Origin of the sequence: Amycolatopsis sp. NPDC058986, from assembly GCF_042741125.1 — a bacterium.
GTDB lineage: Bacteria > Actinomycetota > Actinomycetes > Mycobacteriales > Pseudonocardiaceae > Amycolatopsis.
The window spans coordinates 38,299-52,929 of the sequence record NZ_JBHYJW010000003.1; the positions used below are offsets into that span (position 1 = coordinate 38,299).

Annotated in this window: 16 protein-coding genes; 14 read left to right on the top strand and 2 right to left on the bottom strand. The window is 69.4% G+C overall.

Annotated elements, in window-relative coordinates; translation table 11 throughout:
- Positions 1 to 54 precede the first annotated feature (54 nt).
- Positions 55 to 1,533, bottom strand: a complete 1,479-nt coding sequence (locus ACFW0G_RS03785; RefSeq protein WP_378323175.1) for a pentapeptide repeat-containing protein — start codon at positions 1,531 to 1,533, stop codon at positions 55 to 57.
- A 116-nt stretch (positions 1,534 to 1,649) separates the two neighbouring features.
- Here ACFW0G_RS03785 and ACFW0G_RS03790 point away from each other — a divergent pair, with 116 nt between their 5' ends.
- From ACFW0G_RS03790 to ACFW0G_RS03800, 3 genes are all read left to right on the top strand, one after another.
- Positions 1,650 to 1,988, top strand: coding sequence for a hypothetical protein (locus tag ACFW0G_RS03790; RefSeq protein ID WP_378323176.1), 339 nt, complete (start codon positions 1,650 to 1,652; stop codon positions 1,986 to 1,988).
- A 90-nt stretch (positions 1,989 to 2,078) separates the two neighbouring features.
- Positions 2,079 to 3,008: an aldo/keto reductase gene (locus tag ACFW0G_RS03795; RefSeq protein WP_378323177.1), complete on the top strand. Its 930-nt coding sequence runs from the start codon at positions 2,079 to 2,081 to the stop codon at positions 3,006 to 3,008.
- A 61-nt stretch (positions 3,009 to 3,069) separates the two neighbouring features.
- Positions 3,070 to 3,672, top strand: a complete 603-nt coding sequence (locus tag ACFW0G_RS03800) for a hypothetical protein (RefSeq protein WP_378323178.1) — start codon at positions 3,070 to 3,072, stop codon at positions 3,670 to 3,672.
- On the opposite strand, the gene ACFW0G_RS03805 is transcribed toward ACFW0G_RS03800, so the two are convergent.
- Complete coding sequence (locus tag ACFW0G_RS03805; RefSeq protein WP_378323179.1) at positions 3,663 to 4,175, bottom strand: NUDIX domain-containing protein; 513 nt, start codon at positions 4,173 to 4,175, stop codon at positions 3,663 to 3,665. The genes ACFW0G_RS03800 and ACFW0G_RS03805 overlap by 10 nt on opposite strands.
- A gap of 42 nt (positions 4,176 to 4,217) precedes the next feature.
- Here ACFW0G_RS03805 and dop point away from each other — a divergent pair, with 42 nt between their 5' ends.
- The 11 genes from dop to tatC all read left to right on the top strand — a co-directional run bounded on the left by dop (position 4,218) and on the right by tatC (position 14,628).
- Complete coding sequence (gene dop / locus ACFW0G_RS03810; RefSeq protein WP_378323180.1) at positions 4,218 to 5,720, top strand: depupylase/deamidase Dop; 1,503 nt, start codon at positions 4,218 to 4,220, stop codon at positions 5,718 to 5,720.
- 86 nt (positions 5,721 to 5,806) lie between these two features.
- Complete coding sequence (locus tag ACFW0G_RS03815; protein ID WP_378323181.1) at positions 5,807 to 6,001, top strand: ubiquitin-like protein Pup; 195 nt, start codon at positions 5,807 to 5,809, stop codon at positions 5,999 to 6,001.
- A 189-nt stretch (positions 6,002 to 6,190) separates the two neighbouring features.
- Positions 6,191 to 7,054 carry a proteasome subunit beta gene (gene prcB / locus ACFW0G_RS03820; RefSeq protein WP_378323183.1) on the top strand — a complete coding sequence of 288 codons (864 nt, stop codon included), beginning with the start codon at positions 6,191 to 6,193 and terminating at the stop codon, positions 7,052 to 7,054.
- A 54-nt stretch (positions 7,055 to 7,108) separates the two neighbouring features.
- Positions 7,109 to 7,906: a proteasome subunit alpha gene (gene prcA, locus ACFW0G_RS03825; RefSeq protein ID WP_378323184.1), complete on the top strand. Its 798-nt coding sequence runs from the start codon at positions 7,109 to 7,111 to the stop codon at positions 7,904 to 7,906.
- Positions 7,907 to 8,205: 299 nt separating this feature from the next.
- Entirely contained in the window at positions 8,206 to 9,564 is a 1,359-nt protein-coding gene (gene pafA, locus ACFW0G_RS03830; RefSeq protein WP_378323185.1) for a Pup--protein ligase, read from the top strand.
- A gap of 75 nt (positions 9,565 to 9,639) precedes the next feature.
- Positions 9,640 to 10,683 carry a WD40/YVTN/BNR-like repeat-containing protein gene (locus tag ACFW0G_RS03835; RefSeq protein WP_378323186.1) on the top strand — a complete coding sequence of 348 codons (1,044 nt, stop codon included), beginning with the start codon at positions 9,640 to 9,642 and terminating at the stop codon, positions 10,681 to 10,683.
- A 320-nt stretch (positions 10,684 to 11,003) separates the two neighbouring features.
- Positions 11,004 to 11,993: a helix-turn-helix transcriptional regulator gene (locus ACFW0G_RS03840; RefSeq protein WP_378323187.1), complete on the top strand. Its 990-nt coding sequence runs from the start codon at positions 11,004 to 11,006 to the stop codon at positions 11,991 to 11,993.
- Entirely contained in the window at positions 11,990 to 12,970 is a 981-nt protein-coding gene (locus tag ACFW0G_RS03845; RefSeq protein ID WP_378323188.1) for a helix-turn-helix transcriptional regulator, read from the top strand. The genes ACFW0G_RS03840 and ACFW0G_RS03845 overlap by 4 nt, the downstream gene beginning before the upstream one ends.
- A gap of 10 nt (positions 12,971 to 12,980) precedes the next feature.
- Complete coding sequence (locus ACFW0G_RS03850) at positions 12,981 to 13,193, top strand: bacteriophage holin (RefSeq protein ID WP_378323189.1); 213 nt, start codon at positions 12,981 to 12,983, stop codon at positions 13,191 to 13,193.
- A gap of 31 nt (positions 13,194 to 13,224) precedes the next feature.
- Positions 13,225 to 13,557, top strand: a complete 333-nt coding sequence (tatA, locus tag ACFW0G_RS03855) for a Sec-independent protein translocase subunit TatA (RefSeq protein ID WP_378323191.1) — start codon at positions 13,225 to 13,227, stop codon at positions 13,555 to 13,557.
- Positions 13,558 to 13,644: 87 nt separating this feature from the next.
- Positions 13,645 to 14,628: a twin-arginine translocase subunit TatC gene (tatC, locus tag ACFW0G_RS03860; protein ID WP_378323192.1), complete on the top strand. Its 984-nt coding sequence runs from the start codon at positions 13,645 to 13,647 to the stop codon at positions 14,626 to 14,628.
- The last annotated feature ends 3 nt before the right edge of the window (positions 14,629 to 14,631 follow it).

Below are 14,631 nucleotides of genomic sequence, written 5' to 3' on the forward strand. Positions count from 1 at the left end.
GGTGGCGAGTGTGGTGGGTCTGACGGCGGGCGCCGCGCCCGGAGGCCGTGCGGATCACGGCCTCCGGGCCTGGGGCTCCGCGGTCCCGAGGTAGCGGCTCACCTCGGCCGGACTGTCCGCGGCGAACTCGGTCCGGGTGAATCTGGTTTCCCCGGCGAACCGCACCCCGGCGAAATCGGTGTCTCCGGCGAACCTCGCGTTGTCGAACCTGGTGAATCCGGCGAACTTCGAGCCGCTGAACCAGGCGTCATCGTCGAACCTCGCGTCGTCGAACCCGACGCTCCTGGCGAACTCGGCCGCACCGAAATCAGCCTCTCCGGCGAACCTTGCCCGGTCGTACCAGGTCTCCGCGGTGAACTTCGCTCTGGTGAAGTTGGTGTCCGCATCGAACTTCACGTCGTCGAACCTGGTCTCACCGGCGAACTCCGTGTCTTCGAAGTCGGCGTCCTCGGCGAACTCCGCCTTGGCGAACCCGGCGTGTCCGGCGAACTTCGCCTTCCTGAACATGGTGTATTCGGTGAACCGGGCCCCGTCGAACCTGGTGTCCCCGGCGAACCGTGTTCCGGCGAACCAGGCGTGTCCCGTGAAGCTTGCTCCGGCGAACCCGGCGTCCCGGGCGAACTTCGCTCGGTCGAACGTGGTTTCTCCGGTGAACCTCGTGCCGGCGAACCGGCCGTCGTCGACGCGGCAGTGCTGGAGGTCGAAGTCGATGAGCGTGGCGCCGGTGAGATCGAGGCTGATGCCGTCCCAGAAGGTGGCGACCGGGTGGTTCTCGTCGCCGGACCGGAGATGCCGGGTGAGAAGTCGTTGAGCGGTAAGGCGCACTTCACGTTCCTGCCGGGCGTCGTCGTCCCGGCTCCACGCGGGCGCTGGGGGAGCGCTGCGAGCCGACCGGGCCGGAGCAGCCCGCGTCACGGGGGAGGCCGGCAATGGGCGGCGCACCCCCAGCTTGCGACCAGTGGGCATGCCAGGCGGGGTGTAGGGGGCCCGCAGGTAGGCGCAGACGACGTCGACGATGGTCTGTCGTTGGTCGGGATTGTTCTGAGCGACGCGTTCGAGGGCGTAAAGGCCACCGTGACGGACCGCGGCCTTGTCGGAGCCGAGCTGCTCGACTGCCTTCAGGTACAGCTCGGTGAGCCGTCGTTCGCGGGCGTCGTGCTCGGCGTGTGCCGCTGCGCGGTCGGTGGCGGCCTGGTTCTGTTCGGCCACGCGCACGGCCAGTTCGTGGGCCTCGTACTTCTGGAGCAGGTCGAGCTCGGTGGAACGTTGACGGCGAACAGCCAGCCACAATCCCACCGCTCCGCCGAACCCGATACCGAGCGCACCGGCGGTCCGCAGCGCGTCCAGCTGATCCCTCGTCACCCCACGACCCAGCAGCAACCACGCCGCGCCGGCCGCGACAGCCATCATCGCCGGGACACCCGCCGCGATCACCCATCGCGGGATCGGGCGCAGCGCGGGCCGCGGCGGCGGCTCGGCAAGCTCTCGCGCCGCCGCTGTCGGAGCTTGAATCGAATCCCCGAGTCCTGTCACCACCGAACAGTCGTCCGACACGCGGTACTTGCTACGCCGCACGACGAATACATGCCGGAGCGACGCGCCGGGGCACGTCCCACTGTTCGGTGTATAACGACCTATACTTTCGCGCCGTGAGCGAACAAAGCAGTGGACGGCCACGGGCCCCGATCACCGAAGCCGACGTCTTGGCCTGGCTCGAAACCACCGCGGCCGCGGTCCAGGCGGGGGAGCTGAGCGCGCCGGAACTCATCGACCTGCTGGGGGAGCTGCGCCGCGCCTCGGCCGCCTGCGCCGACGCTTCGGACTGGGCGTTGCTCGCCGCACGCGAGGAGGGTGCAAGCCTTCGTCAGATCGCGCCCGTCTTCGGCAAGGGCTATGTTCGGGCACCGGCGGCCCGGCTCGAGAAACTCCATCGCCAGGCCCAGAACTCCAGCCAATGGCTCGCGATCCTCCGTCACAAAAATGTATAACGACCTATACAGCGGGGCGTGATGGAACAAAAATCCGGCTCAGCTACCCGGCACGACTCACTTCATCGAACAGCTCCGACAGGGAGAGGCATGAACCACATCGCGGTCGGGCTCGCCGCGCTGGGCAGGCCGGCGTACATCAACCTCGGCCGCGAGGGGGCATTGCCGGAAAACCGGAGTGTCGCCGCGATGAAGGCCGCGACCTACGCCGTACTCGATGACGCTTACGCGGCAGGGGTTCGGTGGATCGACGTCGCCCGCTCGTACGGCCGGTCGGAGGAGTTCCTCGCCGGCTGGCTCGCCGAGCGCGGCCCGGACGACGTGACGGTGTCGAGCAAATGGGGCTACCGGTACGTCGGCGAGTGGCGGCTCGACGCGGAAGTGCACGAGGTCAAGGAACACACCGAGCCGCGGTTTCGGGAACAGTGGGCGGAAACCCGGTCGCTGCTGGGAAACCGGGTCGCGCTGTACCAGGTGCATTCGCTCACTGTGGACAGTCCACTTTTCACTGACACGCGGCTGATCGGCGCCCTGGCCGAGCTTTCGGCGAGCGGCGTCGAGGTCGGGTTCTCCACGTCCGGCCCGGCACAGGCCGACGCGATCCGGAAGGCGTTCGCTCTGGAAGCCGACGGATACCCGGTGTTCGCGGCGGTGCAGTCGACCTGGAACGTCCTCGAAACTTCGGCCGGTCCCGCGCTCGCGGAGGCTCACCGAGCCGGAAAACGGGTACTGGCCAAGGAAACCCTTGCGAACGGCAGGCTCGCGGTCGAGCCACCCGATGCGCTGGCGAAGATCGCCGCCGAGCGCGAGGTCGGCGCGGACGCGGTCGCTGTGGCGGCGGTGCTCGCCCAGGACTGGCTCGACGTCGCCGTGCTGGGGCCCGCGAGCCCGGCGCAGCTCGCCGCGAACCTGAGCGCGACGGTGCTGGAGTTCACCGCTGCGGAAAAGGCCGAATTGGACGGTCTTGCCGAAAACCCGGCGGCGTACTGGCGGCACCGGTCCCACCTCGGGTGGGACTGAGGAGCTGGGCTATTGTTCGCCGCAGTGCGGGGATCGCCGAGTGCGGGGAGGGGCGGAGCAGGTGCGTCAAGGTCGGGTGCTCGCTGTCGCCGCGGTCGCGTTGTTCGGGCTGGCGGGTTGCGCCGATCGGCCCAACGATCTCGAGACGTACTACGACGATCCGACGCCGACGAGCACGCCTTCGCCGGCTTCGGCCGCGGCGAAGCCGCCCACTCCGGCGCCCAGCCGCGCGGCGGTGCCGCGGACCGTCGATCCGGCGCTGGCGCTTTTGTCCGATGAGGACGTTGCCGAGGAAGAGGTACACCCGGGACAGGGCAAGGCTTCCGGCTGTCTCGGCGATCCGGCTGGCGCGGCGCAGCGGTCGGCGAGTTGGCTGTATGCGAGCGGAGCGGTGCTGAGTCACCAGGTGAGCGCGTACCCGGACCGTAAGGGCGCGGACGTCGTCGCGACGGCGAAGTGCGAGGGCAGGCCGGTGACACTTCCGCCGCAGCCGGGCGTGTCGGCGCAGCGGGCGTGGTGTGCGGGCGGGACGTGCACGGTGTGGCTCGCCAAGGGAAACCTGGTTTCGGTGTTGAGTGTCGCGGCGAGTACGGAGGCGAGGGCGATGGACGCGGCGAAGCGGTTGTCGCCGCTCGTCGCGGGAAAGCTGGTCGCTCAGCCGTAGCGGCGGAACCATTCCTGGACGCCGGCGCGGCCGTCGGGGATGAACGGGCTGGCCGGGTCGTCGACCCAGGCGCGTAGTTCGGTGAGCGGCATCCAGCGGCCTTCGGCGATCTCCTCGGCCTGGTGGTGGATGGGGCCGTCCCAGCGGACTTCGAAGGCGAAGTTGTGGCAGCGGATCGAGCCGTCGTCGTAGATCTTGGTGAAGAGGGGTTCGGGTTCCACACCGTGGACGCCGAGTTCTTCGGCGAGTTCGCGGCGGGCGCATTCGGCCGGGGTTTCGCCGGCGGCCACGACGCCGCCTGCCCAGCAGTCCCAGGTGGACGGGAAGATGTCCTTGTCCGCGGTGCGCAGATGCACGTACACGGCTTGGCCGTCACCTGATCGGACCAAAACCACGCCGGCGGCGTGCCAGAGTCCTTCGGCGCGTACGCGGGGGCGGGTGGCCTCGCCTACCGCGTGGCCTGCGCTGTCATAGAGGGCAACGAGTTCGTCACTGCCTGGCATGGCTGCATCGTTCCACGAGGGGTACCCCGTAGGGTGGTGGACATGCGGCGGATCATGGGAACCGAAGTCGAGTACGGCATCGCGGTGCCGGGCGACGCGACGGCGAACCCGGTACTCACCTCGACCCAGGTCGTGCTGGCCTACGCGGCGGCGGCGGACGTGCCGCGGGCACGGCGGGCGCGATGGGACTACGAGGTCGAATCGCCGTTGCGGGACGCGCGCGGGTTCGACCTGACCGGCCCGGGCGGGCCGGGGCACGATCCGGATGTCGAGGATCTGGGTGCGGCGAACGTCATCCTCACCAACGGGGCGCGGTTGTACGTGGACCACGCGCATCCGGAGTATTCGGCGCCCGAGGTGACCAACGCGCGGGACGCGGTCATCTGGGACAAGGCGGGGGAGCGGGTGATGGAGGAGGCCGCGATGAAGGCGGCCACCGTGCCCGGGCAGCCTTCGCTGCAGTTGTACAAGAACAACGTCGACGGCAAGGGCGCGAGCTACGGCACGCACGAGAACTACCTGATGCAGCGGTCGACGCCGTTCACGGCGGTGATCGCGGGGTTGACGCCGTTCTTCGTGTCGCGTCAGGTGGTGACCGGGTCGGGCCGGGTCGGGATCGGGCAGCAGAGCGAGGACGCGGGGTTCCAGCTGTCCCAGCGCGCGGACTACATCGAGGTCGAGGTCGGCCTGGAGACGACGCTGAAGCGCGGGATCATCAACACGCGGGACGAGCCGCACGCGGACGCGGACAAGTACCGGCGGCTGCACGTGATCATCGGCGACGCGAACATGGCGGAGTACTCGACGTACCTGAAGGTCGGGACGACGGCGCTGGTGCTGGATCTGATCGAGTCGGGGATCCGGTTCGACGAGCTGAAGCTGGACGAGCCGGTGCGGGCGGTGCACCAGATCAGCCACGATCCGACGTTGAAGGCGAAGGTGGCGCTGGCGAACGGGCGTAAGTACACCGGGCTGGACCTGCAGTTCGCGTATCACGAGATCGCTTCGGCGAATCTGGAGCGCACGGGCGCGGACCAGGCGTCGAAGGAGGTCCTGCGGGTCTGGGGTGAAGTGCTGGACGCGCTGGCGCGGGATCCGCAGGAGTGCGCGGACCGGCTGGACTGGCCGGCGAAGCTGCGGTTGCTGGAGGGCTACCGGGCGCGGGACCAGCTGAACTGGGGTGCGCCGAGGCTGCGGTTGGTGGATCTGCAGTATTCGGATGTGCGGCTGGGCAAGGGCCTGTACAACCGGCTGGTGACGCGTGGGTCGATGAAGCGGCTGGTGTCGGAGGAGGAGGTGCAGGCGGCGATCACGACTCCGCCGTCGGACACCAGGGCGTACTTCCGGGGCCGTGCGCTGGAGAAGTACGCGAACTCGATCGCGGCGGCTTCGTGGGATTCGGTGATCTTCGACGTGGGCAAGGAGTCGCTGGTGCGGATTCCGACGCTGGAGCCGTTGCGGGGGACGAAGGCGCACGTGGGCAAGTTGCTGGACGACGCGGCGACCGCGGAGGATCTGGTCGAGGCGCTCACCGGTTCGGACTAGGCGGTGGTCATCAACGATCGCGGCGTGCCCCCGTTTGTCGGGGTCGCTGGGTAGGCTAGGAATCATCAGCCACACCGGGAGGCGAGATGGCGCAGGAAAAGATCGAGAAGCACGGCGGTGGTGACTCCGACGAGGAGTTCGAGGACACCGGTGCTGCCGGTCAGGAGCGACGCGAGAAGCTCGGCGAGGACGTGGACACGATCCTCGACGAGATCGACGACGTCCTGGAGGAGAACGCCGAGGACTTCGTGCGCGCGTACGTGCAGAAGGGCGGCCAGTAGCCGTCGCGGGTGCGCCGCCCCGCCGTAGGAACAGCCGGGTGGTCGTCGATCCGCGCCGTGGTGCCCGTGGCCGTGGCGAGGCCGAGCAAGTCGGGCGGAACGTGTCGGGCTGGGCACAGTGTGTCAGCGGTACGTTCGGCGTGGGTCGTGACCAGCACTGATCAGCACAGATGGGAATCTTGAGCACGTATGGACAAGATCTCGGGTACTCCAGGCTTCTCGGGGCCCGCTCTGCCCGCCGCGTACTTCTCGGCGGCGACGTCGTCGTTCACCGACTTCCTGCGGGCGCAGGCGCCTGAGTTGCTGCCGGAGCGTCGGGTGATGCCGTCGGCGGGTGATCTGGGTACGCCGCACGGGACGACGATCGTGGCGGCGACGTTCGCGGGTGGTGTGCTGATCGCGGGTGACCGGCGGGCGACGTCGGGGAACCTGATCGCCAACCGGGACATCGAGAAGGTGCACATCACCGACGAGTATTCGGCGGTGGGGATCGCGGGCACGGCGGGGCTGGCCGTGGAGATGGTGCGGCTCTACGCGGTGGAGCTGGCGCACTACGAGAAGATCGAGGGTGTTTCGCTGTCGCTGGACGGCAAGACGAACAAGCTCGCCGCGATGGTGAAGGGCAACCTCGAGATGGCGATGGCGGGCCTCGCGGCGATTCCGCTGTTCGTCGGGTACGACTTGGAGGCGGAGGACGCGAAGCACGCGGGCCGGATCGTCTCGTATGACGCGGCGGGTGGCCGGTACGAGGAGAACGCGGGGTATCACGCGATCGGTTCGGGTTCGCTGTTCGCGAAGTCGGCGTTGAAGAAGCTGCACGATCCGGACGCGGATGCCGAGGCGGCGGTGCGGGTCGCGGTCGAGGCGCTGTATGACGCGGCGGACGACGACACGGCGACCGGTGGGCCGGATCTGGTGCGCCGGATTTTCCCGACGGTCGTGACGATCACCGCGGAGCAGGGTGCGGTGGCGTTGCCGGAGTCGCAGACGTCGGCGGTGGCCGAGGCCGTGGTCGCGGATCGCACCGAGCGTGGGCGGTCGCGCCGGTCGTAGTGGCCGGTCCCAGTCTTTCTCCCCTGAACTACCGATTTGAGCGGAGCCGACATCGTGACGATGCCGTTGTATGCCTCTCCCGAACAGCTGATGCGGGAGAAGTCCGAGATGGCGCGCAAGGGTATTGCGCGTGGCCGGAGTGTGGTCGTGCTGAAGTATCGCGGCGGGGTGTTGTTCGTCGCGGAGAATCCGTCGGCGACGTTGCACAAGGTCTCGGAGATCTACGACCACATCGGGTTCGCGGCGGTGGGCCGTTACAGCGAGTTCGAGAACCTCCGGGTGGCCGGGATCCGGCACGCGGATCTGAAGGGGTATCAGTACGACCGGCGGGACGTGAGCGCGCGGGCGCTGGCGAACGCGTTCGCGGCGACGCTGGGCAGCATCTTCACCGAGCAGCTGAAGCCGTTCGAGGTGGAGATCTGTGTGGCGGAGGTCGGGGCGACGTCGGCGGAGGATCAGCTGTACCGGCTGACCTACGACGGGTCGATCGTCGACGAGCCGGAGTTCGTGGTGATGGGTGGCCAGACGGACTCGATCACGTCGAAGCTGAAGGAGTCGTACGAGGCGGACCGGGAGCTGGAGGCGGCGCTGGGCGTGGCCGTGGCGGCGTTGCGGGCGCCGCGGACGGGCTCGGGTTCGTCGGCGGCGGGCGGGAACGGCACCACGGAGTCCGATCCGGTGAAGCTGGAGGTGGCGGTGCTGGACCGGGAGCGGCAGCGTCGCGCCTTCCGGCGGATCTCCGGTGCCGCACTGGACGCGTTGCTGCCGAGTGCGCCCGCCGATGACGCGGCGGGCGACAAGGACGACAAGGACGAGGCGAAGAAGGACGAAGGCGGTTCCGCCAAGTCCTAAGTTCGTGGGTGTCGGAAGGCCTGTCCGGGTGTGGTCCCGGGCAGGCCTTTTCGTGTCCGGGCGGGGTACAACGGGTGGAGTGGCTTCTCCCGAAGCGACACGACTGGCGGAATCGCCGGGTATTCGTTGGGAAACTGTGAAGGAAGATCGACCGGAGCCGGATGAGCTGGGAAAACGCTGGGCGAAGGCGGGATCGGTGGCCGTTTCGGGGGCTTTTTCACCGTCCGCGACGGAGTCGCCCGCGTGTCGACGCCCGAACGGCGCACCTTGGGAGGGGGTCCAGCGCCTACTCTGGTGGGATGCAGCGGCGGATCTATGGCATCGAGACCGAGTTCGGGGTCACGTGCACCTTTCACGGCCAGCGCAGGCTCTCGCCCGACGAGGTCGCGCGGTACCTGTTCCGGCGGGTTGTGTCCTGGGGGCGTTCGTCGAACGTCTTCCTGTCCAACGGCTCGCGGCTCTACCTCGACGTGGGTTCGCACCCGGAGTACGCGACGGCCGAGTGTGACGACCTAGTGCAGTTGGTGACGCACGACAAGGCGGGCGAGCGGATCCTGGAGGATCTGCTGGTCGACGCCGAGCGGCGGCTGGCCGACGAGGGTATCGGCGGGGACATCTTCCTGTTCAAGAACAACACGGATTCGGCGGGCAACTCCTATGGTTGCCATGAGAACTACCTGGTGACGCGTGCGGGCGAGTTCTCGCGGATCGCGGACGTGCTGCTGCCGTTCCTGGTGACCCGGCAGCTGATCTGCGGGGCCGGCAAGGTGCTGCAGACGCCGCGGGGCGCGGTGTACTGCCTGTCGCAGCGGGCGGAGCACATCTGGGAGGGTGTTTCGAGCGCGACGACCCGGTCGCGGCCGATCATCAACACCCGGGACGAGCCGCATGCCGACGCGGAGCGGTACCGCAGGCTGCACGTCATCGTCGGGGATTCGAACATGGCGGAGCCGACGACGATGCTCAAGGTCGGTTCGGCGCACCTGGTGCTGGAGATGATCGAGGCCGGTGTCCAGTTCCGGGACTTCACGCTGGACAACCCGATCCGCGCGATCCGGGAGATCAGCCACGATCTGACCGGGCGGCGCCAGGTGCGGCTGGCCGGTGGCCGGGAGGCTTCGGCGCTGGACATCCAGCGGGAGTATCACGCGCGGGCGGTGCAGCACGTGAAGGAGACCGGGTCGGGCGCGGCCGCCGAGCGGGTCGTCGACCTGTGGGGCCGGGCGCTGGAGGCCGTCGAGCAGCAGGACTTCAGCAAGATCGACACCGAGATCGACTGGGCGATCAAGCACCGGCTGGTGGAGCGGTACCGGTCGAAGCACGATCTGGACCTGTCGAGCCCGCGGGTGGCGCAGCTGGATCTGGCCTACCACGACATCCGGCGTGGCCGGGGCATCTTCGACCTGTTGCAGCGCAAGGGGTTGGTGCGCCGGGTGACCGACGACGGGGAGATCGAGGCGGCCAAGGACACTCCGCCGCAGACGACGCGGGCGAAGCTGCGGGGCGATTTCATCGCCGCGGCGCAGGCCGCCGGCCGGGATTTCACCGTGGACTGGGTGCATCTGAAGCTGAACGACCAGGCGCAGCGGACCGTGCTGTGCAAGGACCCGTTCCGGTCGGTCGACGAGCGCGTGGAACGCCTCATCGGCTCTCTCTAGTCAGTTGCGCCGTTAAGGCCACCTTACGGGCGTCTCGTGCCCGTAAGGTGGCCTTAACGGCTTTCTGGAGGGCGTATGCGGGTCGTTCGGGCGTGGGCGGTCTTGCTGGGCGCGGTGCTGCCGTTGGTGGCTCCAGCGGCGGCTGAGGCGGCGCCGTCGCTGCCGTCCTGGACGGTGACGCCGACGGGCGTGACGGCCCAGCTGCGCGGGCTGGCCGCGGTGAGCGGCGAGGTGGCCTGGGCGAGCGGCAGCAAGGGCACGGTCCTGCGGACGACCGACGCGGGCCGGACCTGGCAGCAGGTCGCGCCGCCGGATACCGCGGCGCTGGACTTCCGCGACATCGAGGCGTTCGACGCCGGCCACGCGGTGACGTTGTCGATCGGTCCCGGTGAGTCGTCGAGGATCTACCGCACCGAAGACGGCGGTGCGCACTGGCGCCTCACGTTCCGCAATCCCGATCCGAAGGCGTTCTACGACTGTCTGGCGTTCTTCGACCATCGGCGTGGCCTGGCGATGAGCGATCCGGTCGACGGTGCCTTCCGGCTGCAGGCCACCGACGACGGCGGCCGCAGCTGGCACCAGGTGCCCGCCGAAGGCCTGCCGCCCGCGTTGCCCGGAGAAGCGGGTTTCGCCGCGAGTGGGCAGTGCGTCAGCACCGCAGGCCCGCGGGACGCGTGGCTCGCGACCGGCGGGGGAGCGCGGGCCAGGGTCCTGCACTCCCGGGACGGCGGTCTCCATTGGCAGGCCGCGGAGACGCCGTTGCCGAGCAGCCGGTCCGCGGGTGTGTTCGCGGTGGCCTTCCGGGATCGGCGTCACGGCGTCGCGATCGGTGGTGACTACGCGCAGCCGGACGCCCCTGGACCCGCTGTGGCGCTGAGCCGGGACGGCGGACGTGGCTGGCGGACACCGCCGGAGGCACCGAAGGGCTACCGCTCGGGGCTGGCCTGGCGCGGCGGTGCGGTGCTCGCGGTGGGCCCCGGCGGGAGTGACCTCAGCGTCGACGGCGGGCGGCATTGGCGGTCGTTCGACACCGGCAGTTTCGACTCGGTCGGCTGCACACCCCGCGGGGACTGCTGGGCCAGCGGGGTGAACGGCCGCGTGGCCCGGCTGACCCGCTAGTGCGTGCCGGCGCGTCGCGTGCCGATACCACTGCCAGGAATTGAGGCGAGTGGCCGCAGGGTCGGGGCTTGTGTCCACAGAGGACTCTGCGCACTCCAGGTTCGGGGCGGAATCATCGGGCGTGGGCGAATGTTCCGCCGGATGTTCGTCGCGCTCGGTGACGGACCACTGCGTCGCAGCGACCGTTCGCGGCGAGTAGCCGGAGCGAGCACCGGCGAGGGGGCGCGGTGCGACCTGGGGAAAGGCAGCACGCGGCCGTCACGACGCGCGTTTGCCGGACCTCCCGATCGGGGCGAACGGCGCGAGCTAGAGTCTGTCGGGTGTCCACCGCACGCGCCGAACGGCTGGTCAACCTGGTACTGGCCCTCCTGTCCACCCGGCAGTACCTCACTGCCGAGCGGATTCGCGGGATCGTGCCCGGATACGCCGACGCGTCCAGCGACGAGGCGTTCTTCCGGATGTTCGAGCGGGACAAGACCGAGCTGCGCGAGCTCGGCATCCCGCTGGAGACCGGGCGGAACTCGGCGTTCGACGCGATCGAGGGCTACCGGATCGCGCGCCGCGACTACGAACTCGGCGAGATCGACCTCGCCCCGGACGAGGCGGCGGCGGTCGGCCTCGCGGTGCGGCTGTGGGATTCGCCGGAACTGACCGGGCAGGCACAGGGCGCGCTGGTCAAGCTGCGCGCGGCCGGTGTCGAGGTCGACGACTCCGCGCCGACGGTCGTCGAGCCGAGGGTGCGTGCCGAGGCGGCGTTCGGGCCGTTGCTCGCGGCGGTGCAGAACGGGCAGGTGGTCCGGTTCGAGTACCGCCGTTCGGGTTCGGCCGACCGCATGATGCGCACGCTGGAGCCGTGGGGCGTGGTGTCCTGGCGGGCCCGCTGGTACGTCGTCGGGTACGACCGCGACCGCGCTGCCACCCGCTGCTTCCGGCTTTCGCGGGTCACCGGGCAGGTGAAGCCCGTCGGCGCGCCCGGGGTCGTGCAGCGGCCGGAGGGCGTCAACCTGCTGAAGCTGGTGTCGGTGACCGGGGACTCCGAACCGTCGCCGGTGACGAACGCCCGCGTGTGGGTCGCGGACGGACGGGCGGCCGGGGTGCGCAGGCGCGGCCGCGTCGTCGGCCGTGAGGTGGTCGCGGGCGAGGAAGGGGACGTGGTCGAGATCGGCCTGTACTTCCCCGAATCGGCCGCGGAGTGGCTCACCGCGCACGGGCCCGACGTGCTCGTGCTCGAACCGGACGTGCTCGCCAAGACCGTCCAGGACCGGCTCGAGGCCGTCGTGCACCGCGCGGAGCAGGAGATTGTTCGATGAGCGGGTCCACCGAGCGGATGCCGCGGTTGCTGGCACTGGTCCCGTACCTGCTGGCCAGGCCGGGGATCCGGATCGACGAGGCGGCGCAGGACTTCGACGTCTCGCCGAGGCAGCTGCGGAAGGATCTCGAGCTGCTCTGGATGTGCGGGCTGCCCGGCTACGGTCCCGGCGATCTGATCGACCTGTCCTTCGAGGGTGACACGATCGTCGTGACCCACGACGCCGGGATGAACCGTCCGCTGCGGCTGACCGGCGGCGAGGCGACCGCGATGCTCGTCGCGTTGCGAGCGCTGGCCGACACGCCCGGGGTGGTCGACGCGGACGCGGTCCGCCGGGCCATCGCGAAGATCGAGGCGGCCGCCGGACAGGCCCAGCCCGCGGGCGTCGTGGTCGGCGGTGGCGTACGCGAGGGCAGGAAGACCGCCCGCACCCGCGAGCAGGTCGCCGGCGCGCTGCGGGACGGGCGGGCGCTGCGGATCCGCTACTACACCGCGTCGAAGGACCAGATCACCGAGCGCACGGTCGACCCGATGCGGCTGCTCATCGTGCAGGCCGTCGGCTACCTCGAGGCGTGGTGCCGCCGCGCCGAGGACGTCCGGCTGTTCCGGCTCGACCGGATCGACGAGCTGACCGTGCTCGACGAGCCCGCCACCCCGCCCGCGCACGCCCGGCCGACGGATCTTTCCGACGGCGTGTTCACGCCACGTCCCGATCAGCGGGAGGCGGAGCTGGTGCTCGCTCCGGATGCACGCTGGGTAGCCGAGTACTACCCGTGCGAGGAACTGGACGAGCTCGACGGCGGCCGGTTGCGGGTCCGGATGCGTTACGCCGACGAGTCGTGGATGGTGCGTCTCGTCCTGGGACTCGGCGGAGACGCCCAGGTGGAGAGCCCGCGCGCACTCGCGGAGGCGGTTCGACAGCGAGCCGCCGACGCGGTAGCGCGCACCCGTCACCTTCCGTCAACCTACGCCCACTAAGCTGATCCACGTGGCCTTCGTCCTCATCGCCGTGCTCGTCGTGGCCGGTTTTCTGCTGCTCGCGCTGGTGCTCGTCCGGGTCAGGCGAGCCTTGCGCACCTACCGGCGGACGGTGAGCATGGTGAGTACGAACACGCAGGACCGGGCCGGTCTGCTCCGGGCCAGGACCGCGGCCGTGCGGGTGGCGATCAACCAGCGCCGCCCCGCGCCGAAAACGCAGTAACATTCGACCCAGACGCAGATAGGAGGCCATCTTGTTCGCCAACGGTTTTCAAGGCTGGCATTTGCTCATTCTGGTGCTGATCGTCGTGATCCTGTTCGGGGCCAAGCGGCTTCCCGACGCGGCTCGCTCCATCGGCAAGTCCATGAAGATCTTCAAGGCCGAGACGAAGGACATGTCGGGCGGCGACAAGGCTGCCGAGGCCGAGGACGTCGAGACCAAGCAGATCCCGCCTGCCACCACCGCGACGACGACGGCCTCGTCGGCCCAGGACCAGCAGGTCGCCGATCTGCAGCGCCAGCTCGACGAGCTGAAGAAGCAGCAGGCGGCCAAGCCCGCCGAGCAGGCGCAGAAGAACGCCAGCTGAGCGGTCGGCAACACCTGGTCCCCGGTTCACGGAGCGCGCTGAGCAGCAGCGCGCTCGGCGTGGACTCCGACGAGAACGGAACGTCCAGTGGCGGATCCCGCGTCCGGTAACGGCGACAGCCGGAGCGCCAAACGGCGCAAGCGGTCCCGGCGGGCCAACCCCGACGGGACGATGACGCTCATCGAGCACATCTACGAGTTCCGGCGTCGTCTCGGCTTCGCCCTGCTCGCGCTCGTGGCCGGTGGCCTCCTCGGCTTCTTCTGGTTCCAGACCAAGGTCGGGCCGATCCCGTCGCTCGGCGAGATCATGAACGCGCCGTACTGCGCGATCCCGGCGGACCGGCGCTTCGGCGGCGACCACGGCGGCTGCAAGCTGCTGCAGACGGTGCCGTTCGAAGCCTTCATGATCCAGCTGAAGGTCGGGCTCGCCGCCGGTGCCGTGCTGACGTCCCCGGCGTGGCTCTACCAGATCTGGGCGTTCATCGCGCCGGGCCTCTACTCGAAGGAGCGCAAGTACGCGCTCACCTTCGTCGCGTTCGCCTCGGCGCTGTTCGTCGCCGGTGCGGTCCTGGCCTATCTGCTCATCCCGCACGCGCTCGAACTGCTGATGAACTTCGGTGGCGACCAGTTCATCACCGCCCTCACCGGTGACAAGTACATCTCGTTCATGCTGTCCCTGCTGGTGATCTTCGGGGTCAGCTTCGAGCTCCCGCTGCTCGTGGTGATGCTCAACCGCGTCGGCGTCGTCAAGTATCAGCAGCTCAGGAAGTGGCGCCGCGGGATCATCTTCATCCTGTTCGTGTTCGCCGCCTTCGCCACCCCTGGCTCGGACCCGTTCTCGATGATCGGCCTCGCCGGCGCGCTGACGATCCTGTTCGAGATCTCCATCCAGATCGCCCGCGTCCACGACCGCAAGCTGGACAAGGTCCGCGAGGACGAGGGCTGGGACAAGCTCGCCGACGACGAGGCCGCGCCCTTCGACTACACGCCGAGCACCATCGACGACGCACCGGCCACCCCGCCGAGCGCATCGTCCCCTGGCGGCCGTCCCAACACCGACGACGTCACCTGATCC

Bases quoted from the DNA above. Each gene is read 5' to 3' on its own strand.
- ACFW0G_RS03795 (WP_378323177.1), top strand. From the start codon at position 2,079: ATGAACCACATCGCGGTCGGGCTCGCCGCGCTGGGCAGGCCGGCGTAC.
- dop (WP_378323180.1), top strand. From the start codon at position 4,218: ATGCGGCGGATCATGGGAACCGAAGTCGAGTACGGCATCGCGGTGCCG.
- prcB (WP_378323183.1), top strand. From the start codon at position 6,191: ATGGACAAGATCTCGGGTACTCCAGGCTTCTCGGGGCCCGCTCTGCCC.
- ACFW0G_RS03835 (WP_378323186.1), top strand. From the start codon at position 9,640: ATGCGGGTCGTTCGGGCGTGGGCGGTCTTGCTGGGCGCGGTGCTGCCG.
- ACFW0G_RS03805 (WP_378323179.1), bottom strand. From the start codon at position 4,175: ATGCCAGGCAGTGACGAACTCGTTGCCCTCTATGACAGCGCAGGCCAC.
- ACFW0G_RS03815 (WP_378323181.1), top strand. From the start codon at position 5,807: ATGGCGCAGGAAAAGATCGAGAAGCACGGCGGTGGTGACTCCGACGAG.
- ACFW0G_RS03845 (WP_378323188.1), top strand. From the start codon at position 11,990: ATGAGCGGGTCCACCGAGCGGATGCCGCGGTTGCTGGCACTGGTCCCG.
- pafA (WP_378323185.1), top strand. From the start codon at position 8,206: ATGCAGCGGCGGATCTATGGCATCGAGACCGAGTTCGGGGTCACGTGC.